Origin of the sequence: Tepidicaulis sp., assembly GCF_965222285.1 — a bacterium.
In the GTDB taxonomy this organism is placed as follows: Bacteria; Pseudomonadota; Alphaproteobacteria; order Parvibaculales; family Parvibaculaceae; genus Tepidicaulis.
In genome coordinates this window covers 2111940-2132500 of the sequence record NZ_OZ244942.1, presented here as the reverse complement: position 1 = coordinate 2132500, position 20561 = coordinate 2111940, and the positions used below count along the sequence as shown (strand labels likewise).

General features: G+C 58.9%; 18 protein-coding genes. 5 read left to right on the top strand and 13 right to left on the bottom strand.

Features of this window, described 5'->3' with window-relative positions; translation table 11 throughout:
* Positions 1-3 precede the first annotated feature (3 nt).
* Together ACOQOT_RS10210 and ACOQOT_RS10205 are read right to left on the bottom strand one after the other, a co-directional pair.
* Positions 4-1182, bottom strand: a complete 1179-nt coding sequence (locus ACOQOT_RS10210; RefSeq protein WP_420559169.1) for a vWA domain-containing protein — start codon at positions 1180-1182, stop codon at positions 4-6.
* Positions 1183-1406: 224 nt separating this feature from the next.
* On the bottom strand, positions 1407-2252 hold the full coding sequence (locus ACOQOT_RS10205) for an AAA family ATPase (protein WP_420559168.1): 846 nt from the start codon (positions 2250-2252) through the stop codon (positions 1407-1409).
* Positions 2253-2640: 388 nt separating this feature from the next.
* Between ACOQOT_RS10205 and ACOQOT_RS10200 the strand changes: the two genes are divergently transcribed.
* The 3 genes from ACOQOT_RS10200 (at position 2641) to ACOQOT_RS10190 (ending at position 7514) form a co-directional block, all read left to right on the top strand.
* A complete protein-coding gene (locus tag ACOQOT_RS10200; protein ID WP_420559167.1) occupies positions 2641-4065 on the top strand; it encodes a flagellar hook protein FlgE in 1425 nt (474 codons plus the stop codon).
* Between the two features lie 71 nt (positions 4066-4136).
* Positions 4137-6011 (top strand): flagellar hook-associated protein FlgK, encoded by a 1875-nt coding sequence (gene flgK, locus ACOQOT_RS10195; protein WP_420559166.1) that lies wholly within the window; start codon positions 4137-4139, stop codon positions 6009-6011.
* Between the two features lie 3 nt (positions 6012-6014).
* Positions 6015-7514: a flagellin gene (locus ACOQOT_RS10190; protein ID WP_420559165.1), complete on the top strand. Its 1500-nt coding sequence runs from the start codon at positions 6015-6017 to the stop codon at positions 7512-7514.
* A 97-nt stretch (positions 7515-7611) separates the two neighbouring features.
* Here the strand turns inward: ACOQOT_RS10190 and flaF are convergent, their stop codons facing one another.
* The 3 genes from flaF to ACOQOT_RS10175 form a co-directional block, all read right to left on the bottom strand.
* On the bottom strand, positions 7612-7983 hold the full coding sequence (gene flaF / locus ACOQOT_RS10185; protein WP_420559164.1) for a flagellar biosynthesis regulator FlaF: 372 nt from the start codon (positions 7981-7983) through the stop codon (positions 7612-7614).
* Positions 7984-8005: 22 nt separating this feature from the next.
* Entirely contained in the window at positions 8006-8398 is a 393-nt protein-coding gene (flbT, locus tag ACOQOT_RS10180; protein WP_420559163.1) for a flagellar biosynthesis repressor FlbT, read from the bottom strand.
* A 179-nt stretch (positions 8399-8577) separates the two neighbouring features.
* The gene (locus tag ACOQOT_RS10175) at positions 8578-9690 is read right to left on the bottom strand and encodes a flagellin (protein ID WP_420559162.1); all 1113 of its coding nucleotides are present in this window, start codon (positions 9688-9690) and stop codon (positions 8578-8580) included.
* Here ACOQOT_RS10175 and istA point away from each other — a divergent pair.
* Both istA and istB read left to right on the top strand, forming a co-directional pair.
* A complete protein-coding gene (gene istA, locus ACOQOT_RS10170; protein ID WP_420559161.1) occupies positions 9689-11215 on the top strand; it encodes an IS21 family transposase in 1527 nt (508 codons plus the stop codon). The genes ACOQOT_RS10175 and istA overlap by 2 nt on opposite strands.
* Positions 11205-11996, top strand: a complete 792-nt coding sequence (gene istB / locus ACOQOT_RS10165; RefSeq protein WP_121881981.1) for an IS21-like element helper ATPase IstB — start codon at positions 11205-11207, stop codon at positions 11994-11996. Before istA ends, istB begins: the two co-directional genes overlap by 11 nt.
* Before the next feature lie 450 nt (positions 11997-12446).
* On the opposite strand, the gene ACOQOT_RS10160 is transcribed toward istB, so the two are convergent.
* The 8 genes from ACOQOT_RS10160 to ACOQOT_RS10125 form a co-directional block, all read right to left on the bottom strand.
* Positions 12447-13577 (bottom strand): flagellin, encoded by a 1131-nt coding sequence (locus ACOQOT_RS10160; protein ID WP_420559160.1) that lies wholly within the window; start codon positions 13575-13577, stop codon positions 12447-12449.
* Positions 13570-13734, bottom strand: a complete 165-nt coding sequence (locus ACOQOT_RS10155) for a hypothetical protein (protein WP_420559159.1) — start codon at positions 13732-13734, stop codon at positions 13570-13572. Before ACOQOT_RS10155 ends, ACOQOT_RS10160 begins: the two co-directional genes overlap by 8 nt.
* Before the next feature lie 212 nt (positions 13735-13946).
* A complete protein-coding gene (locus tag ACOQOT_RS10150) occupies positions 13947-15764 on the bottom strand; it encodes a tetratricopeptide repeat protein (protein ID WP_420559158.1) in 1818 nt (605 codons plus the stop codon).
* Positions 15761-17818, bottom strand: coding sequence for a tetratricopeptide repeat protein (locus ACOQOT_RS10145; protein ID WP_420559157.1), 2058 nt, complete (start codon positions 17816-17818; stop codon positions 15761-15763). Before ACOQOT_RS10145 ends, ACOQOT_RS10150 begins: the two co-directional genes overlap by 4 nt.
* A 150-nt stretch (positions 17819-17968) precedes the next feature.
* Positions 17969-18334 carry a flagellar protein FlaG gene (locus ACOQOT_RS10140; RefSeq protein WP_052379249.1) on the bottom strand — a complete coding sequence of 122 codons (366 nt, stop codon included), beginning with the start codon at positions 18332-18334 and terminating at the stop codon, positions 17969-17971.
* Positions 18335-18490: 156 nt separating this feature from the next.
* Complete coding sequence (locus tag ACOQOT_RS10135) at positions 18491-18967, bottom strand: hypothetical protein (RefSeq protein ID WP_420559156.1); 477 nt, start codon at positions 18965-18967, stop codon at positions 18491-18493.
* A complete protein-coding gene (locus tag ACOQOT_RS10130) occupies positions 18964-19275 on the bottom strand; it encodes a rod-binding protein (RefSeq protein ID WP_420559155.1) in 312 nt (103 codons plus the stop codon). The genes ACOQOT_RS10135 and ACOQOT_RS10130 overlap by 4 nt, the downstream gene beginning before the upstream one ends.
* Positions 19275-20417 carry a flagellar basal body P-ring protein FlgI gene (locus tag ACOQOT_RS10125; protein ID WP_420559154.1) on the bottom strand — a complete coding sequence of 381 codons (1143 nt, stop codon included), beginning with the start codon at positions 20415-20417 and terminating at the stop codon, positions 19275-19277. Before ACOQOT_RS10125 ends, ACOQOT_RS10130 begins: the two co-directional genes overlap by 1 nt.
* Positions 20418-20561 lie beyond the last annotated feature (144 nt).

The window sequence follows — 20561 nt, the reverse complement described above, 5'->3', positions numbered from 1 at the left end:
GGCTTAGCCGCGGCTCAGCTCGCGCATGGCGTTATCGAGCCCTTCCAGGGTCAGCGGGAACATCCGGTTATGGATGATCTGCTGAATAAGCTCGATGGACGGCGTGTACTGCCAGTGCTGCTCGCCCACCGGGTTCAGCCAGATCACGCTTTCGTAAATCTGCTGCAGGCGCTCGAGCCAGATGCCGCCGGGCTCTTCGTTCCAATGCTCCACCGAGCCGCCGGCATAGGTGATTTCATAGGGGCTCATGGAGGCATCACCCACGAAGATCACCTTATAGTCGGACGGGTATTTGTGCAGCACGTCCCAGGTGTTCATGCGCTCATTGTGGCGGCGCTTATTGTCCTTCCACACATATTCGTAAAGGCAATTGTGGAAGTAGAAATATTCCATGTTCTTGAATTCGGAACGCGCCGCCGAGAACAGCTCCTCGCAGAGTTTGATGTGGCTGTCCATCGAGCCGCCGATATCGAAGAAGATCAGCACGTTGATCTTGTTCTTGCGCTCCGGGACCATCTTGATGTCGAGATAGCCGTGATGGGCGGTGGACTTGATCGTATCGTCGAGATCGAGTTCCGTCGGCTGGCCGTCGCGGGCGAATTTGCGCAGGCGGCGCAGCGCCACCTTGATGTTGCGTGTGCCGAGCTCGACGCTGTCGTCGAGGTTCTTGTATTCGCGCTTGTCCCACACCTTCACGGCCTTGCCGTGGCGCCCTTCCTTCTGGCCGATGCGTACCCCTTCCGGATTATAGCCGTACGCGCCGAAGGGGGAGGTGCCGCCGGTGCCGATCCATTTATTGCCGCCTTCATGGCGTTCTTTTTGTTCCTCGAGGCGCTTTTGCAGCGTCTCCATGATCTTTTCCCAGCCGCCCAGCGCTTCGATCTGCGCCTTTTCCTCTTCGGTGAGGAATTTCTCGGTTAGCTTTTTCAGCCATTCTTCCGGGATTTGCGCGAGATCGCCTTCCTCCAGGCTGTCGAGCCCTTTGAAGACATGGGAGAAGACCCGGTCGAACTTGTCGAGATTGGTCTCGTCTTTCACCAGCGCGGCGCGCGAGAGGTAGTAGAAGTCCTCGACCTTCTGCTCGATGACATCGGAATCCACCGCCTCGATCAGCGTCAGATATTCGCGCAAGGAAACCGGAATATTGGCTGAGCGCAGTTCCTGAAAGAAGTTGATAAACATATGGCGTTCCTCTCGAGGGTATCCCTCTCGGCCAAACGGCCTATTGGCGCTTTCTTATAATTTAAAGGGCAGGGCGGCATTTTCAAAGGGCCGCCCTTATCCCTAATCGTCATGCTCGGGCTTGACCCGAGCATCCATGAGGTTGTTCCACCTGCCGCAGCCTTCTGATGGATCCTCGGGTCGAGCCCGAGGGTGACGAAGGAGGGGGCGACGGGGCAGCCTCCCTAGTTGCGCTCGCGGCGCGCCAGGAACGCCAGGCGTTCGAAGAGGTGCACGTCCTGCTCGTTCTTTAGGAGAGCGCCGTGGAGCGGCGGGATGAGCTTGGTCGGGTCCTTTTCGCGCAGCGCTTCGGGCGAAATGTCTTCGGCCAGCAGCAGCTTCAGCCAGTCCAGAAGCTCGGAGGTGGAGGGCTTTTTCTTCAGGCCCGGCACATCGCGGATTTCGTAGAAGATCGACAGCGCCTGTTGCACGAGCCGGCCTTTGACGCCCGGGAAGTGCACATCGACGATCTGGGTCATCGTCTCGTCGTCCGGGAATTTGATGTAGTGGAAGAAGCAGCGGCGCAGGAAGGCGTCGGGCAGCTCTTTTTCGTTGTTCGAGGTGATGATGACGATCGGGCGGTGCTTGGCTTTCACCGTTTCGCCGGTCTCGTAAACGAAGAATTCCATCCGGTCGAGTTCCTGAAGCAGGTCGTTCGGGAATTCGATATCGGCCTTGTCGATCTCGTCGATCAGCAGAATGACGCGCTCGTCCGCATCGAAGGCTTCCCAGAGCTTGCCCTTCTCGATGTAGTTGGCGATGTCCTTCACGCGCTCGTCGCCGAGCTGGCTGTCGCGCAGGCGCGAGACGGCGTCATATTCATAAAGGCCCTGCTGGGCTTTCGTGGTGGATTTGATGTGCCAGGTGATGAGGCGCATATTCAGGGCCTTCGCCACTTCTTCTGCCAGCACGGTCTTGCCGGTGCCGGGCTCGCCCTTCACGAGGAGCGGGCGTTCCAGCGTGATGGCGGCGTTCACCGCCACGCGCAGATCTTCGGTGGCGACGTAATCCTGTGTCCCTTGAAACTTCATATTTCTTTTCTTCCCTGTTTTTCGAGGCGCCTGGCCAAGCATTGCTCGCCTGCCCCTTCGCTCAGCGCTGAATGGCAGAATGGCCCCGAAACTAGGGCTTGGCGGGGGATTGATCAAGAAACGCTCGCGTATAGCCGCCTTGCACATTTGGTCGGGATGGTGCGGGCCCCCTTGGGCAAAGGAGGGGGCGGGCGGGGCTGAAATGGCCGGGCAAGGCGGGCAAAACTTGCCGCCCGGCGGCGGAGATTGCCGGGGAGCTTGGCTCCGATTTTCCCTAACCTATTGAAAAATATAGAGAAAAAATCTGGCCTCTTCCTTGCTCATGGAAGGGCAGTTGAAAGTGCCTCCAGCGGGGATCGTGGACGGGGGCAGGTTAGGAGAGAATGCGATGAGCTTTTTCGGTGCGATGACCACGGCCGTTAACTCGATCCGGGCACAGGCCAGCGCCCTCGGGCATATTTCGGACAATATCGCCAACTCGCAGACCGTCGGCTTCAAGCGGACGGATACGAGCTTTTACGATGTGGTGACGGTGTCCAGCGGGCGGAATCATTTGCCCGGGTCCGTAACGGCCCGGCCCGCCTTCACCAATTCCGTGCAGGGCGTGATCAACGCTTCGGACGTGAAAACCCACCTTGCGATCAACGGGGACGGGTTTTTCGTGGTATCCGAGCGGATTGCCACGGTCGATAATGATCCTGTGTTCCTGAATGTGGACCGTTACACCCGCCGCGGCGACTTCACGGTCGATAAGAACGGCTATCTGGTGAATGGCGGTGGCTACTACCTTCAGGGTCTCTCCATCGACCCGGCAACGGGCAACCCCTCCGGCAATACGCCGGGCGTCATTCAGGTCACCCGGCAATTCCTGCCGGCTCAGGCCTCTACCCAGCTCGATTATGAAGTCAACCTGCCGTCCGATCCCAAGACAGTGGCCTTCGATCCCAACACCGCTAACAGCGAATTGCTGACGGCGGGCGCCCCTGGGGCGCCGGGCAACCCCTTCGCCAACGACCCCTCGACGATCACGGCTGCGGGCTCGCCCCCGGTTAACGGGTTCGTGCAGGCGGGCGATGAGAATATCTTCCTTGACCGCTCGCTCTCGGGCGGCGCCATCACGCTTTTCGATCCGACCGGCAATCCGCTGAACGTGCAGCTGCGCTGGGCCAAGGTTGATAACGCTGCGGACGGTGCCGGCTCGGGCAATGGCGATACCTGGAACCTTTTCTACAAGTCGAGCGATACGGCTGCCGGCGCGCAGCCTAAATGGATCAATGTCGGCCAGGATTACAGCTTCCAGAACGGCCAGCTGAACCCGGCGGTCAACTCCACCACGATTACGGGGCTGACGGTGAACGGGGTGAACCTGGGCAATATCACAGTCAATCATGGCTCCGGTAACGTGACGCAATTTTCCGATCCGAACGGCAAGGTTACGGTCAATGAGATCGACCAGGACGGTTTTGCCGCCGGCCGGCTCGTGGAAGTCGGGGTTTCGGACAATGGCCGTGTGACGGGCTCTTATTCCAACGGTAAGACGCTGGATCTTGCGGAAATTTCAGTGGCCCGCTTCAACTCGCCGGACCAGCTGAAAAAGATCGACGGCACGGCCTTTGCCGTGACGCAGGAATCGGGTGAGCCGCTAACCGGCGATCCGGGCAATATCGTGGGCGAGGCGACGGAAGCCTCGAACGTGGATATTGCCGATGAGTTCTCCAAGCTGATCATCACGCAGCAGGCCTATACGGCAGGCACGCGTATCGTGACGACCACGGACGAACTCGTCCAGGAAACGCTCAACATGAAGCGCTAACGGCTGACTGAGGCGGGGAAAGGCATTGCTGCCTTTCCCTTAGCCCGGCACCTTAGGCAGGAAACGGGACCATGGGTCTTTATTCGTCCATCAGTGTTGCCCTTAGCGGCATTCGCACTACGCAAGCCGGGATCGATCTCGTCTCGCGCAACGTGGCGAATGCGAGCACCCCCGGCTACACGCGCAAGGTTCTGCCGCAGCAGAACGTTGTGGCGGGCGGGCAGGGCATCGGCGTGCGCTCCGAAGGGGCGGTGCGTCAGGTCGATCTTTTCCTGCAGCAGCAGCTGCGCACGCAGAATGCGCAGGCCGGTTCCCTCGAAGTGCTTTCCAGCTTCCTGCAGCGCGTGGATAATCTTTTCGGGCGTCCGGAGGACGAAACGTCCATTGCCGGCGTCCTGGAAGCTTTGGGCGACAGCCTGCAGGACCTGACGACGGACCCGGCCAACTCGGCCGTGCGTCAGTCGGTCATCAACCAGGCTAGCCGTTCCGCCGAGCTTTTGAACTATCTGACCAATCAGGTGCAGGGACTGCGCCTCGATGCGGAAAACAACATCGCGACCGCGGTGGATGACGTCAACGCGCTCCTGCAGAACATTGCTACGGTCAATGTGCAGATTTCCCAGCGCCAGGACGGGTCCATTTCCACGGCCGATCTGGAAGATCAGCGCGATCTGGCAATCGACAAGCTTTCCAAGCTGCTCGATATTCGTGTGGTCGAGCAGAATGACGGCTCGCTGTCGGTTTTCACCTCCAGCGGTTTTCTCTTGGCGGACAAGACCGCCCAGGTGCTGAATTTCGACGAGCGCACCTCGATTGCGGCCAATTCGCAATATTCCACGGATCCGGCGCAGCGCAATGTCGGCACGATCTCCATCACCTCCGGCGGGGTGGAAGTCGACCTCATTCAGGCCGGCGCCTTTCAGGGCGGGGAAATCGGCGGCTATCTGAAGCTACGCGATGATATTCTGGTGGAAACCCAGGCTCAACTTGATGAGCTTGCCTCGGGCCTCGCGCTTGCCTTCTCAGAGGAGCAGGTGAACGGCGTTGCGGCAACGGCGGGCCCGGCGAGCGGTTTCGATATCGATATTGCGAACGTCCAGCCGGGCAACGAAATTCACCTGAACTATACGGTGACGCCGCCCGGCACCCCGGTGAACATTACTTTCATCGCGGTGGATGATCCGGCCTCACTGCCGCTTGCCAACACGGTCACGGCCAATCCGAACGATCAGGTCGTCGGCATCAACTTCAATCAGCCGATCGGCGATATCATCACGGATATCAATGCGGCGCTGCCTGCTGAAGTTGTTGCTTCCACACCGGGTGCGAACACGATCCGCTTCCTCGATGACGGGGCAGGCGCGACCTCGGATGTGAACGGTGTGTCGGCTGTCGTCACGCCCGCCGCTCTGCAGGACGCGGGTACCGGCCTTGCGCTCTTCGTGGACGGGGCGACGAACAAGATCTATTCCAACAGCCAGGACGGCCAGACGCAGAAGCTGGGCTTTGCCGGCCGCATTCAGCTAAACGATGCGGTGCGCAACGACAATACGCTGCTCGTTAACTATCAGACCTCGCCTGCGACGGCTTCCGGGGACAATACCCGGCCGCTCGACCTGATCCGCCGGCTGAAAGAGAACCAGCGCGAGTATCATCCCGATAGCGGGATCGGCGGCGCCGGTTCCCCTTTCTCCGGTTCGGTCGATGCCTTTGCGCGCCGGCTTGTTACCTTCCAGACCGGCCAGGTCGCCGAAGTGAAGCGCGATCTTGAAAGCGTCTCGCTCGTCAAAAACGCGCTGGAAGAAAAATTCGCGGATGGGACCGGGGTGAATGTCGATGAGGAAATGGCCAATCTCCTGGTGCTGCAGAACGCGTTCGCGGCAAACGCCAGGGTGATCACCGCGATCCAGGAAATGTTTCAGACCCTTCTGACAATTGGCAGGTAAGCCATGCAAATTTCTTCTCTCTCTCAGGCTCTTCGCTTCAAGGACGATATTTCCCGCCTGCAGACGCAGTTTGAAGACCTGCGCCGTCAGCTCGTCACCTTGAAGAAATCCGACACGTTTTCTGGGCTCGGCAGTGATCGCACGCTGGTGCTTTCCCTGCGCAGCCAGGTCACGGAGACGGATGGGTTCATCTCGACGATCGAAAGGGTGAAGCTGCGCACGAAAGCCTCTGTCGATGCACTGACCCGTGTGGAAGAGATTGCCAATACGAGTAAGACCGCCTCCCTCACCAGTACGTTCGAGCTTCTCAGCACCGGGCAGACGCAGCTCCAGGCGAACTCGGCTGCCAATCTCGATGAGCTTGTGTCGCTGTTGAATCTGGAGCTGGACGATCGCTATCTTTTCGCAGGCAAGGATACGGACACGCGTCCCGTCGCGCTGCCGGGTGAAATCCTGGACGGCGATGTGACCCATGCCGGCTTGAAGCAGATCATCGATGAGCGCCGTCAGGCCGACCTTGGCGCCGATAACCGCGGCCGCCTGGCGCTGAGCCAGCCCAATCCCGAGGAAGTCCGGATTGCCGAATCCGCCTCGCCGAATGCTTTCGGCCTTAAGCTCTCGGCGACGACCTCCAATCTGACGGGCACGACGGTGCCGCAGCCGACAGGCACACCGGCCGGGTTGACCATTGCCTTCTCGGCCACGCTGCCGAATGAGGGGGAAACGATTTCCATTGAAGTCGATCTGCCAGATGGCACGACGGAGACCATTACACTGCAAGCCACGAACACGAACCCGCCCGAGGAAGGCCAGTTTCTGATCGGCGCGGATGAAGATGCGACGGCAGCGAACTTCAATGCCGCTTTCGATACGGCCTTGCAGGACTTCTCCCAGACGACGCTGCGGGCAGCCTCGGCCAAGGCGGCAGCGGATAATTTCTTCGATTATGGCAACGGGACCGCGCCGCAGCGTGTGGACGGCCCGCCTTTCGATACGGCAACGGGTCTGATCGACGGGACGCCGGCCAATACGGTGTACTGGTACAAGGGCGATGGGGCAGGTATTGCCCGCGACAGCGTCACCGCGCGTATCGGCGAGGGGCAGAGCATTTCTTATGGTGCCCGGGCCGATGAGGCCCCGATCCGCGATACGCTGAAGACCCAGGCGATTTATGCCGCGCTTCAGTTTTCCGACGCCGACCCCAATGCGCCGGATGCTTATGCGGCGCTGACCAAGCGCCTCGGTCAGGAGCTGACTTTCGAGGGCAAAGCCTCCGTCGCCGATGTGGTGACCGAGCTTGGTCTGACGCAGCACCGGCTGGAACAGACCCAAACCCGCCATGAGACAAACCTATCGCTGTCTCTGGGGCTCGTGGAGGACCGGGAAGGGGTGGACCCTTACGAGATCAGTGCCAAGATCGGTAAGCTGCAGGTGCAGATCCAGGCAAGCTATCAGGTAACCGCGCGCGCCAACGAATTGTCGCTTCTGAACTTCATCCGTTAAGACGCCGGCAGACTTCCAAGGCACATGAAATGAAAAAGGCCCGCTTCGGCGGGCCTTTGTTTTTTCTGTGGTAGAGAGCGTTGCGGCAATTGCGGGTTCAGAAATTCGCGGCCGCGGGCTCGGAAGGGGCCGTGCTTGCCCCCGGCTTCTGGAAGAGGCCGGCGGCGATCTGGCGGTTGATGTTGATCAGCGTATCCAGGCGCTCGGGCGCGGGTTTCGCTTCCACAGAGGCCGTATGCTTGAAGATAAAGAGCGCCAGGTTGGCGATGTTCTGTTTGATCTCGCGGGGAAGGGGATGATTGTCCTCGGCCGCGGAGGCGGCGAAAATCGTCCAGAGCTTGCGATTGTAAAGGAGGGCGCCGGAGAGCTCTTTTTTGCTGTCGGGCCAGCCTTCCTTGATCCGTTGAAGCTGCGATGCGGCTTTGATGAGAAGGTTGCCTTCCAGCTCCCGAGGGGCCCCAGGGGCCATCTTAGCCGTCTTACCGTAGGCTTCAGCCGGATTTAACATTGGCAATTAGCTCCTGCTCGTAATCCACCAATTTGCGAGCTTCCTTAAGAGCTTTGTACATTTCGCCGGTTAATATTCGGTTGTTAACGGCGTCGATCAGCGGCACTACGCTGGGGGCGGCCTCGCTCACATCCTTCACAAGTTCGAAATATAGATCGTGGTGTTTGGAAGGATCGGCGGCCAGATACATCATCTGGACTACTAGGTATATTTTCTTGCAAGGGCTGTCGGCCTCTTCCACCCGCATGATATCTTTTTCGCGCAGGATGGGGGCAGTGCCTTCGATGAAGAGCCGGGTGCGCTGGCTGTCATTGGTGATGACGCTTTCGCCGAGGATAATGCGCTCGCCCGGTTTCAGTTCGACTTTCAAAGCCATGGTTCTGCACCCCTGATTCGCCGCTGCATAAGATGCGGCAGATTACCTGCTTTTTGCGGTGGGCGGAAACCCGGCGGTATTGGCGGCTTCTTGCAGGACGTTTTGAAGGGCAGGGCACAAAAGCAAACGACGGGGCCTTTCCTGGGCCCCGCCGCTTTAGATGTCGTCTTGTGCCGCTATTAGAAGAGACGCAGCACGGCCTGGTCAGCCTGGTTAGCGAGAGAGAGCGAGATCGAGCCGAGCTGCTGACGGGTCTGCAGAGCGAGCAGGTTCGCGCCTTCTTCGTTGGTGTCAGCCAGCGTCAGGCCGGCGGCACCGCTTTCCAGCGTGTTGATCAGGTTGTTCGTGAAGTCCTGACGGTTTTCCACAACGGCAAGGTTGTTACCGAAGGTGGATGCCTGCGAGCGGAGCGAGGTGAGCGCGCCGTTCAGGCTCGTCAGAGCGGACTGAACGCCCGAGTCGGTCTCGAAGCCTGCATTGGTCTGAGCGGAGATGCCGAGACCGGCCGAGTCATAGCTCACACCGGAGATTTCCAGCGTGGACGTGCCGGTTTCGTTGAACGTCACCGTCAGGTTGTCGCCGTCGAGCAGGTTAACGCCGTTGAAGCTTGCGTCACCGGCCAACTGGTCGATCTGCGTGCGCAGGTTGTTGAAGTCCGTCACGAACTGGTCACGGTTCGTACCGTTCGTGAAGGTACCTGAAATGCTCAGGTTCGTTGCAACCGCACCGGAAATCGTGACCGTACGGCCGCCGTCACCGGAAACGGACAGAACGCCATTGGCGAAGCTGGCAGTAACGCCGGTCTGGGCGTTAATGACTGAGGCCAAACCGTCAAGATCGCGGGCTGCCGTGGCGGTTGCCGTAACCGTAACGGTCGCGCCGGCGGCATTCGTCGTGGTGACCGTAATGGTGTCGCCGGTGCTAATACCGGACGTGCCGGCGGCTACTGCCGTACCGGCAGCGCCCGTGTCGGACGAGGAAGCCGTCGTAGCAGTGATCTGCGTGTTCAGAGCCTGCGTGGCCGTCGCACGAGCCTGCTGCACCAGGTTCGTCAGAGCGGAGAGGCCTTCGTCAGCCGCCTGCAGCGTCTGAACGGCAAGGCCGGTGTTGTCGAGCAGGGCGTTCAGGTCGCCTGCACGCGCGTTCAGGCTCTGCGAGGTGAAGAACGAGGTCGGGTTGTTGATTGCCGCTGAGATCTGACCCGGTATTGGGGGATTTTTCCACTGAGATTTGACCCATGTTTGAACGCTATCCTGCTCGTTTTGGGCAGGAGATTGAGGAGTGTTGGACATGGCGTTTTTGAGCGTTATCCGGCGCTGGCATTTCCGGGATGGTTTTTCGATCCGGGAGATAGCACGGCGCACGGGTCTGTCCCGGAATACCATTCGCAAATATCTTCGGTCCGATACGGTTGAGCCGAAGTTCAAAGTGCCCGAGCGGCCGAGCAAGATCGATCCTTTTGCCGAGAAGCTATCGGGCTGGCTGAAGGCTGAGAGCCGCAAACCGCGCAAGCAGCGGCGCACAGTCAAGCAGATCCATGCCGATCTGGTCAGCCTTGGCTTTAAAGGTTCCTATGGTCGGGTGGCGGTTTTTGCCCGGCGCTGGAAAGAGGATCTCCAGCGCCAGCAGAACACCACCGGCCGCGGCGTGTTCGTTCCCCTGGCCTTTGAGCCTGGAGAAGCTTTCCAGTTCGATTGGAGTGAGGACTGGGCGCTGATCGGGGGCGAGCGGGTCAAGCTGCAAGCGGCCCATACCAAGCTCTGCTACAGCCGGGCCTTTGTGGTAAGGGCCTATCTGCTCCAGACCCACGAGATGCTGTTCGACGCCCACAATCATGCCTTCCGCGTGCTGGGCGGCGTGCCCCGGCGCGGCATCTACGACAATATGCGCACGGCCGTGGACAAGGTTGGCCGTGGCAAGGCCCGGCAGGTCAATGCCCGGTTCTCGGCCATGGCCAGTCACTTTGTGTTCGAGCCCGAGTTCTGCAATCCGGCCGCCGGCTGGGAGAAGGGGTTGGTGGAAAAGAACGTGCAAGATGCCCGGCACCGGCTTTTCCAGCCCATTCCGCACGCGAACTCGCTTGAGGAGTTGAATATCTGGCTCGAGCATCGGTGCAAGAGCTTGTGGGAGGAGACCTCTCACGGCGTTGAACCGGGCACCATTGCTGATGCCTGGCGGGTCGAGACCCAGTTCCTGATGGCTGTGCCAAGGCCCTTTGACGGGTTTGTCGAACACACCAAGCGTGTTTCCCCAACGTGCCTGATCCACCTGGAACGCAATCGCTACAGCGTGCCGGCCTCTTTCGCCAACAGGCCGGTCAGCGTCAGAGTCTATCCGGCGCGCATCGTCGTTGTCGCCGAAGGACAGACGATCTGTGAGCACTTACGGATCATCGACCGCCATCATGGAACCGGGCATACTGTTTATGACTGGCGCCATTACCTAGCCGTGGTCCAGCGAAAGCCCGGTGCCCTGCGCAATGGTGCACCCTTTGCCGACATGCCCGATGGATTCCGGCAGTTGCAGCGCCATCTTCTGAGCAAACCCGGTGGCGATCGCGAGATGGTCGATATCCTGGCCCTGGTTCTCCACCATGATGAACAGGCCGTGCTCGCCGCGGTCGAGATGGCCCTTGAGACCGGGGTGCCCACCAAGACCCATATTCTGAACCTGCTGCACAGACTGGTCGATGGCAAATCGACCGCGATCGCGCCCGTCGAGGCACCACAAGCCCTTGTCCTGGGCAAGGAACCGCAGGCCAATGTGGAACGCTACGATACCCTGCGTGCGGACAAGGAGGTGCGCCATGCGTCATGATCCGGCAAGCGCAGCTCTGGTCATCATGCTCAAAAGCCTCAAGATGACAGGCATGGCCCAAGCGATCAGCGAGCTCACCGAACAGGGGTCTCCGGCCGTCCAGGCAGCCGTTCCGGTTCTCTCCCAGTTGCTCAAGGCCGAGATGGCCGAACGGGAGACAAGATCGATTGCCTATCAGCTCAAGGTGGCACGGTTTCCAACCTACAAGGACCTGGCCGGCTTCGATTTTGCCAGCAGTGAGATCAATGAGGCCCTGGTGCGCCAGCTTCATTCAGGGGCTTTCATCGACAAGACCGACAACGTGGTGTTGGTGGGCGGGCCGGGAACCGGCAAAACCCATATCGCCACAGCGCTGGGCATCCGGGCCATCGAGCATCACCGCAAGAGAGTGCGCTTCTTCTCGACCGTGGAACTGGTCAATGCGTTGGAACAGGAAAAGGCTCAGGGCAAGGCCGGACAGATTGCCAACCGGCTTGTCCATTCCGATCTGGTCATCCTCGACGAGCTTGGATACCTGCCCTTCAGCGCATCAGGAGGGGCATTGCTATTCCATCTGCTGAGCAAACTCTACGAGCGCACCAGTGTCATCATCACCACCAATCTCAGCTTTGCCGAATGGGCCAGCGTGTTTGGCGACGCCAAAATGACAACCGCGCTGCTCGATCGGCTCACCCATCACTGCCACATTCTCGAAACCGGAAACGACAGCTTCCGCTTCAGGAACAGCTCGGCCCAGGCCGCAAAAACCAAAAAAGGAGAAAGCACCGACTTGACCATCTAACCAAACCCAAATCATATCCACGAGGCGGGTCAATTCTCGGTGAAAATACCGGGTCAGATCTCAGCGGCAATCAACAGTCGGGTTATCGACAGCGCTCCGGACCTTCAGACCCGTAGAAAGCTTGCTCTGAGTGTCAGCGGTGAGTTTAGCGGTGTTCTGGAGAGAAAGAAGGTTTTCGCGAACAGCGCTCGAGAGAGTAATACCAGACATATTATAGCATCCCTTTCCTAGGATTAGCAGTTGGTTCTTCCTGAACCGGAACTCTTTCTGAGTTCGATGTGATCATGGCAAAGCGCGCTTAATGGCCGGTAAACGCGCCTGGAAAAGTTTTACTCATCTCAATTTTTTCGAAAATTCGGCGGAAATCCGCGGAAAAAAATTGCAAAAAAAAAGCGGAGCCGAAGCTCCGCTGAAGTAAAAGGCAACAATGAACTGCCGCAGATAGCCCTTCTAGAAGAGCTGCAGCACGCTTTGTTCGGACTGCGAGGCGATGGAGAGCGCCACCGAACCGAGCTGCTGGCGGGTCTGCAAGGCAAGCAGATTGGCGCCTTCTTCGTTCGTATCGGCCAGGGTCAAGTCGGCTGCCCCGCCTTCCAGCGTATTGATGAGCTGGTCGGTGAAGCCCTGGCGGATTTCCACCACGCCAAGGTTGGAACCGAAAGTGGAGGCCTGAGTGCGCAGGGTGCGGCTTGCCGCATCGAGATCGCGGACCGTATTGCGCAGGTTCACCTCGTTTTCCCACGAACGGGCGGTGATTTCCGGCAGCCTCAGGTCGCCATCCACGGTGAAGTCGACGCCGCGGATAGTGATCTGGCTGGTCTGGCTTTCGTTGAAATTGATGGTCAGATCGTCGCCGCGCAGCAGGTTGACGCCCTGATAGTTCGCGTCACCGGCCAGCTGGTCGATCTGGAGACGGAGCTCGTTATAGTCCGTCTCGAATTTGTCGCGGTTCGTGCCGTTCGTGAAGGAACCGGCAAGACCGAGGTCGTTTGCGACGGAGCCGGCCGAGCTGCCGATGACCAGTGCGCGGCCGCTATCGCCTTCGATCTTGAGCGAACGCTCGTTGGTGATTTCCGCAGAAACCCCGGTAATCGCATTGATGGCGCTGACAAGCTCGCCGATGGTTTTGCTGCCGACGGTGACGGAGCGGACAGAGCCGCCGCCGACCTGCACTGTGAGCACGTCACCAGAGGCGATGCCAGAAGCGAAAGCCGTTGCTGTCACATCGGGATCCGTCACCACCTGACGCGGGCCTTCGGAAGAAGAGGCGACGATGGGCGTTTCCAGCGCGCGGTTGGCAAGTGCCTTGGCGCTTTCCACCAGCTTTTGCAGCGAGGTGATGCCTTCATCGGCCGTCTGAATCGTGTTGATCGACTGCTGGAGCGAGTCCACCAGCCGGTTCAGGTCACCGGCGCGCGTGTTGAGCGAGCGTGCCTGGAAAAATGCAGTCGGATCGTCGACCGCGCTATTTACCTTGAGGCCCGTGGACAGGCGCAGCTGGGTGTCGTCCAGCAATCTTGCCGTGTTCTGGATACTCAAAAGGTTCGAGCGGATTGCACCCGATAGAACCACTTCAGCCATTGTTGCTACCCTCCGGGTTTAAGCCGGTCTGTTTAACTGCGGCACGAGCTATATACTCGGAATTAATGATTAATTCCGGGTAAACGGCGTCTTTACGGACTGCGAACTTATTCACACTCGTCTTGTCGTCCGAAAGAAACATCCGTTGATCGCTCATATCGATCTCCTCGTGCCGACAACCGGCAATGGTCGAAGAGATATGAGCAAAGGGCGGGCCACATTGAAAAACTATGTTATTTCAATAGGTTGCTTGTTTTTTGCGGGGGCGGGGGTAGGGAAAACCTGCCGTTCGCAGGCATTTTTTGCCGCCTTACCGGAAAATTGCGCCGAGTGAGGTGGACCGGTAAGGCGGCTTTGAAAAACAAAGACTTAGAGCCGGGCGGCAAGGGCTGCCGTGATTTTATCCACAACCTCGGCCATGGGTTCATTCCATTTGCGCGGGAAGGCTTGCATGGAGGGATACCAGGGCAGGTGGTCGGTGCCCAGCATCATGGGGTGGAAGGCGGGGGTGTAAATGAAGGTAGGGGTGCCGACGGCGCCAGCCATATCGGCAGCTGAGGTGCCTGCACTGATGACAAGATCTAGTGAGGCGGTCAGAGCCGCTACTCCATCCAGATCGTTGAAAAGATCGAGATCGGCTTGATGAACGACCCGGCCGGTCTTCTCTTCGGCCCGTTTCAACTCATCATCGACGGCGCCATATTGCAGATTGATGAGCTCGGTCCCTTTCAGGGAGAGCAGCTCCGCCCAGTCGTCGATCTGCGTGTAATGGATTGAGCGTCCTTCACCCATATTTCCGCTTCGCCAAGCAAAGCCGACTTTCAGCCCTTCTCCGAGCCCATCAATCCATGTTTTAAACTGGTCCCGGCGTGCCGGATCGGGCACGAGATACCCCGGTGTTGCAGGGAAGGCCTCCAAGGTGCGCCGGTAAAGACGGGCAAGGGAGCCCATAGGGATCTGATAATCGATATCGTCAGCCGCATCGTTTGCTCCGACACCTTCGATTATGGCGCCGGGAAAGCTGCGGGCATAAAGCTTGATGAGCCGGGGGTCGGTTTCCACCCGGCACGTCGCAGTTTCAGGTTTGGCGGCCAGAAGATCGGGCAGGCAGGAGACATAGCGGATATCGTCGCCGATCCCTTGTTCCTTCCAAACAAGAAGCGTCCTGTTATCCAGGGGCTCCCCGTTCCAGCGGGAGATGTCCGGGAATTCGCGATTGCCGACATTGATACCGGCGGCAAAACGGGCCTCGTGGTTGTCCCACCCTTCGGCAATGATACCGGCGCCAAGCTGCGCGGTGCTCAAGTCCCCGCGGATAAGATCGGAGCGCGGATCGAGTTTGCGGGCAATGGCATATTCGGCGAAGGCTTCCTCGAAACGGCCTTGCCCCTGCAGGCTCGTTGCAAGCAGGCCATGGGCACTTGCGTCCTGAGGAGCATGATCCAGGGCTTTTCTGTATTGCGCCTCTGCTGCTGTCAGATTGCCGAGTGTCTTGAGCGCATTGCCGGCATTGACGTAAGCCGTGCTTAGGGCGGGATCGAGCGCGAGGGCTTTTTGCGCGTGATCGAGCGCTTCTTCCGGTCTGTTGAGTTTGGAAAGCGTGCCAGAGAGATTGCTGTGGGCGGCAGCCATGCCGGGGGCGAGGCGCAGTGTTTCTTCGTATTCTTCCGCCGCCTCTTCCAGCAGTCCTTCGCGCCGGTAAGCATTGGCGAGGTTGAAGCGGGCTTCGGCGAAGCCAGGGCTCAAATCGCTCAGCTTTTCATAGGCGGCGAGCGATTTTCCACCTTCACCCAGTTCCCGGTAGGCATTGCCGAGTGAGAGGTAAGCATCGGCATAGTCGGGCTTCAGCCGAATAGCTTGCTGCAAGTGTTCGGCGGCCTCGGCGTGGCGGCCCATGGCGCTGAGCGCATTGCCGAGAATAAAGAGTGTGCCGGGCATGTCTGCTTTGAGTTTGAGAGCTTTTTGGGCGGTTTGAATGGCGCGCGCCGGTTTGCCTTCCCGCAATCTCGCATCGGCCAGGAAGTTGAGCGCGGCAAGGTTGCCCGGTTCTTTCTTCAACGCTTTTTCATAAAGGCGAGCCGCTTTGTCGAACGCGCCCTGCTGGTGAAATTGCAGGCCGTTCTGGATGATTTGATCGATCCCCATAGGAGCGGCAGCGTCCGCAAGGATATGGTTTTTTCCGTTCATGGCGCTGTCCTTTGGATTTCTTTGATCTTGCGTTGGCATCTCCTGATCACCTCAGGAATGTAGTCTTCCTTGGGAGAGAGTCCCGGATGGAAATCCACGATGTCCATGGACGGATACCAGGGAACGTAATCTGTCCCGAGCTTGATGACGTGCTTGGCGGAAGTGTAGATGAAGACAGGCACGCCGAGGGCACCGGACATTTCCCCTACTGAGGTGCCGGCGCTTACGACGAGGTCGAGCTCTTTTGTGAGCGCTGCTGCGCCGTCAAGGTCTGAATAAAGATCGAGATCGGGGGCTTGATGAATTTTGATCCCATATTCAAGTTCGAAAGCTTCGAGATCGGGGCCAGCGTTATCGTATTGAAGATTGATCAGCTTGATGTCAGGTGTTTTAAAAAGCTCAAGCCAGTCTTCAAGCTCCGTATAGTAATGGCTGCGCACTGCATTTCGTTTTCCCGACCGCCAAGCAAAACCAAGCGCAATGCCTGAGCCGAGAGAGTCCAGCCATTCCCTGAAGGCAGCGCGCCGGTGAGGGTCGGGCACGAGATATCCTTCGTGCCTCGGAAAGTCTTCAATACGCGGGCGTAGGTAGGTGGCTAGCAATGCGGCCGGCGCCGTAACATCGAAGTCCACTTCCTTCATGTTTCCGAGGCCGGTGCTTGTATTGGTCTCGGGCCGGACGACCGCTTCGGGCCAGGTGCGTTGGTAGAGTGGCACGAAGCGGGCATCCGTTTCGATAATGACCTTTTTGGCTTGTGCGACGATTTCACCATACATAGAGGAAAAGCGTAGATCGTCGCCTATCCCCTGCTCGCGCCAAACCATGATGGTTTTGTCTTTGAGGGAAGAGCCATCCCACAGGAGACCAGGAAATGGCCTATAAGGTTTGCGCTGTTTGCTGCCAAAACCGTAACTGTAAAGACCCCAGCCGTCGTCAAGCCGTCCAATGGAGAGGAAAGACAGCGATAGATTCCAATAGGCTATTTCGTTCTTCGGGTTTTGTTCGAGCGCCTTTGCATAATACGCGATGGATTCTTCAGGAAACCCTATCGAATAAAGCGTACTGCCTAGATTCTGGAGCGCGGAATACATGGTCGGATCCATGTCGAGCGCTTTTTTATACGCTGCGATCGCGTCTTCATACATGCCATTGCTGTCGAACGCTCGTGCGATCGCGCTATAGGCATGTGCGAAGTTGGGGTCGGCTTCGAGGGCTTTCTCAGCCCAGTCTATGGATTCCTGCAATTCATCGTCGTCATGCGCGATGATGGACAAGGTAAGGTAGAGCTCCGGGATGTCCCCCCGCCGGCGCAGTGCTTGCTGCACGATGTTTCTGGCTTCCTCGGCTCGTTCCAACTTTGAAAGCGCCAATCCCCAATTGCAGTAAGCGCCGACCAATGCCGGGTCGATTTCCGCCGCCTTCTTGTAATAGGGAAGCGCGTCCTCGTGAAACAGGAAGGCATGAAGCGAATTTGCTGCAAGATAGTGCAGCATGGCGTCATTTGTATGTGTTTCGAGAGCTTCTGAAATCGTTTTACGCAGCGCCGTCGCATCTTCCTGCTTGACGTTCAAATTCATGATTTCTTGGTAGACGAGGTCGGTTTCAGCGTCCGGCAATGTAAGGGCGCGGCGTAATTGTTTTTCGGCTTCGTCCAGCTTGCCGAGCTTGAGTAGTGTTTGGCCACGCAGGTAATGCGCTTTGGCGATGCTGTCGTCTATTTCTAGAGCTGTATCTAATGCGGGAAGTGCATCTTCGAAGCGTTCGGCCTCCATGAGTATAGTGCCCAAATTCAGATGATAGACCGGGTGCGTCGGATCGATCGCGATGGCCTTGCGCACTAATGCTTCGGCTTCTTCGCGCTGGCCGCGCTGACTTTTCAGAACGCCCAGGAGGTGCAGCGTATCGGCATGGTTCGGATCGGATTCCAGGATGCGGGCATAGCGGCGTTCGGCTTCGTCGAGCCGGCCTTTCTGGTGCAGCCGCATGGCGCGCTCGAAGCGGCTCGCAATTCCGGTATTTTCCTGCAGAGCGGGCGCTGAAGGCGTGTCCGTCATAATGCCTGGGGCTCCTTGCGGGCGCGGGCGCCCGTCAGATCTGACCTTGGGGACCTTATTCGTCCCAAATTAAGGTTAGTGATCCGTTAAGGAGAAGAAAAGGCGTGCGGATTTCGGGCAGCGCAGAAGTGATGCGGAGGGGAGGGGCGTTCAGGCTTTGGCGTCGACGATCAGGCCGCGCGGGTTGCGCAGCTGTGTGACGAGTTTGACGATATCTTCGCTCGGGACCTGGTTTTTCACCTCGCCGGTTTCTTTGTCCAGCGACTGAAAGATGACACGGCCCGACGGGTCGTCCACTTCGACATGGATTTCGCGGTTTTCGGCAAAGAATTCGGCAATGGTTGCGCGGATGGCGGCTTCGTCGCCTTCCTGGCCGTTTTGAGCGGCGTTTGCAGGGCGGGATCGTTCGACCGGACGCGGGGTTACGCTTTGGGCTTCGGCCGTGCGCGCGGGTTTATCGCCAGCAGCGAGCGCCGCTAGCGACTGGGTTCCTGGCAATGGGGCGATGCTATCCATCTAAGCCACCGTTTCATGCTCTCCCCCCTTAAGGTTGAACACAAATATCCCCTAGGAAAGCAGCTTAGACGGCAAGCTTTAACGGCGGGTTAAAGCGTTTTAACCTTTTGTGGAAAACTGTAAGGGCCCGGAAGCCCCTACTGGTGGAGACCCGAACTAAATCTGCCGGTCGAGCGAGAGGGCAGAAGGCGCCGTCTTCGGCAGGTCCGACATCTGACCGGAATTGCCGTAGCCGGCAGCCGGACGTCTTTCGCGCGCGGCGATGCGGGCGACGTTTTTGATCAGGTCTTCGGAGGCCTCTTTCAGCGCGCCGAGCAGCTTTTCGTTTTCCGTCAGTTTTTCGGAGAGCTGCTTCATATTGCTTTTCAGGCGCGAGACGATTTCAGCCGGGGCCTGATCGAGAATATGCGGCGTCTTGCCTAAAAGCCCGATATCCATGGCGTAGTCGGAGGTCAGGCGCAGCTTTTCCTCATGCACCTCTTCGATGCGGTAAGGCTCTTTGTTACGCAGGAATGTGCTCTCCTGTTCGACGATCCGCATCAGATGGTCGGTGACGGAGATCAGCCGCTCCACGCGCTCGCGGGGCGGGGCCGCTTCAATGGCGGTATAGTTGGATCTGGGCGCAGCGGTCATTGGGATACCTCCTGCAGTTTAAGGATTTCCTTGAAGACATTGTCGGCGATACCGATGCCGCCCGACTGGCTCATTTCCTTGCCATATTCCTGAATGAGCAAGGAGCGGAAGACGCTTTCACCATGGCCGCCGCCAAAGGGGCCGTCGGTCGGGATTTCAGCGAACATGCTTTCGGCAAAGGCGGAAATCACATGGGCTTCGAAATCCTGCGCCACTTCGCGGGCCTTTTCGGCGTTGCGCGTGCGCAAGGAAGAAGGCTCGTGGCTTTGAGCGGCGAGCTGTGCGGAAAATGCGCCGGAGAGTTCCATTACATCACCTCGATTTCAGCCTGAAGGGCGCCGGCGGTCTTGATCGACTGCAAAATGGTGATCATGTCGCGCGGGCCGATGCCAAGGGCGTTGAGACCGTTGACAAGCTCCTGCAGCGAGACGGAGCCGCCGACGAGCGCGAGCTGCCGGTCTGCGCCTTCATCCACTTCCACTTCCGTGCGCGGCACGACAACGGTGTCGCCCTGCTCGGCAAAGGGGTTGGGCTGGCTGACCTGCGGCGTCTCGGTGACGCGGACCGTCAGGTTGCCTTGGGCAATGGCCACGGTGCTGACGCGCACATCCTGGCCCATGACGATGACGCCGGAAGATTCGTCGATGACGACGCGGGCGGGCATGTCGGGCTGTACGCGCAGCTGTTCGACTTCCGTCAGAAGATCGATGACCGAGCCCTGGTAGCCGGCGGGCATGCGCAGTTCGACGGAAGTCGGGTTCTGCGCTTCGGCGGCCTGTTGGCCCAGATAGGTGTTGATGGCCGTGGCAATGCGGTTCGAGGTCGTGATGTCCGGGTTGCGCAAGGCAAGGCGCAACTTGCCCAGCGTCGCCAGCTCGAATTCGATTTCCCGCTCGACGATGGCGCCATTGGCGATGCGGCCATTGGTGGGTACGCCGCGCGTAATGGAGGCGGCCTCGCCCTGCGCGCTGAACCCGCCCACGGCGAGGGAGCCTTGAGCCACGGCATAAACCTCGCCGTCGGCGCCCATGAGTGGCGTCACCAGCAGCGTGCCGCCTTGCAGGCTTTCGGCATCGCCGAGCGCGCTCACCGTCACATCGATGCGCGTGCCTTGCGGGGCGAAGGGGGGCAGGTTGGCTGTCACCATGACGGCGGCGACGTTCTCCGTTTTCAGATCCGAACCGCGCGTGTTGACGCCGAGCCGTTCCAGCATGGCGGTCAGGCTCTGCAACGTGAAGGTGGAGTTGCGCAGCGTGTCGCCCGTGCCGTCGAGGCCGACGACGAGGCCATAGCCCACCAGCAAGTTGTCGCGGATGCCCTCGACATCGGCAATGTCCTTGATCCGGGAGGTAGCTTGGGCAGGCGCGGGAAGAAGGCCCGCGGCCAGAACCAGACCGGCCAGAAAGGCGCCGAACAGGCGGTGGCTGAGTTGTCGAGCGTGGCTTTTCATCGGTTGCTGCACTCCGCGCATGAATTTCTGTGAAAGTAGAAAGCGAAATGCGTGCCAAGTCGCTTGGGGCGGGTGTGTTTCTTAACATATTGATTTTGCTGAAATTTTCTTGCTGCCTGGTGGCGCGCCGCGAGCCGCAATCTG

Excerpts from the sequence above, each read along its gene's own strand:
- ACOQOT_RS10140 (WP_052379249.1), bottom strand. The coding sequence starts at position 18,334 with ATGGATAGCATCGCCCCATTGCCAGGAACCCAGTCGCTAGCGGCGCTC.
- ACOQOT_RS10125 (WP_420559154.1), bottom strand. The coding sequence starts at position 20,417 with ATGAAAAGCCACGCTCGACAACTCAGCCACCGCCTGTTCGGCGCCTTT.
- flgK (WP_420559166.1), top strand. The coding sequence starts at position 4,137 with ATGGGTCTTTATTCGTCCATCAGTGTTGCCCTTAGCGGCATTCGCACT.
- istA (WP_420559161.1), top strand. The coding sequence starts at position 9,689 with ATGGCGTTTTTGAGCGTTATCCGGCGCTGGCATTTCCGGGATGGTTTT.
- ACOQOT_RS10190 (WP_420559165.1), top strand. The coding sequence starts at position 6,015 with ATGCAAATTTCTTCTCTCTCTCAGGCTCTTCGCTTCAAGGACGATATT.
- ACOQOT_RS10160 (WP_420559160.1), bottom strand. The coding sequence starts at position 13,577 with ATGGCTGAAGTGGTTCTATCGGGTGCAATCCGCTCGAACCTTTTGAGT.
- flaF (WP_420559164.1), bottom strand. The coding sequence starts at position 7,983 with ATGGCCCCTGGGGCCCCTCGGGAGCTGGAAGGCAACCTTCTCATCAAA.
- ACOQOT_RS10130 (WP_420559155.1), bottom strand. The coding sequence starts at position 19,275 with ATGGAACTCTCCGGCGCATTTTCCGCACAGCTCGCCGCTCAAAGCCAC.
- ACOQOT_RS10210 (WP_420559169.1), bottom strand. The coding sequence starts at position 1,182 with ATGTTTATCAACTTCTTTCAGGAACTGCGCTCAGCCAATATTCCGGTT.
- ACOQOT_RS10175 (WP_420559162.1), bottom strand. The coding sequence starts at position 9,690 with ATGTCCAACACTCCTCAATCTCCTGCCCAAAACGAGCAGGATAGCGTT.
- ACOQOT_RS10135 (WP_420559156.1), bottom strand. The coding sequence starts at position 18,967 with ATGACCGCTGCGCCCAGATCCAACTATACCGCCATTGAAGCGGCCCCG.
- flbT (WP_420559163.1), bottom strand. The coding sequence starts at position 8,398 with ATGGCTTTGAAAGTCGAACTGAAACCGGGCGAGCGCATTATCCTCGGC.
- istB (WP_121881981.1), top strand. The coding sequence starts at position 11,205 with ATGCGTCATGATCCGGCAAGCGCAGCTCTGGTCATCATGCTCAAAAGC.
- ACOQOT_RS10205 (WP_420559168.1), bottom strand. The coding sequence starts at position 2,252 with ATGAAGTTTCAAGGGACACAGGATTACGTCGCCACCGAAGATCTGCGC.
- ACOQOT_RS10145 (WP_420559157.1), bottom strand. The coding sequence starts at position 17,818 with ATGACGGACACGCCTTCAGCGCCCGCTCTGCAGGAAAATACCGGAATT.
- ACOQOT_RS10155 (WP_420559159.1), bottom strand. The coding sequence starts at position 13,734 with ATGAGCGATCAACGGATGTTTCTTTCGGACGACAAGACGAGTGTGAAT.
- ACOQOT_RS10200 (WP_420559167.1), top strand. The coding sequence starts at position 2,641 with ATGAGCTTTTTCGGTGCGATGACCACGGCCGTTAACTCGATCCGGGCA.
- ACOQOT_RS10150 (WP_420559158.1), bottom strand. The coding sequence starts at position 15,764 with ATGAACGGAAAAAACCATATCCTTGCGGACGCTGCCGCTCCTATGGGG.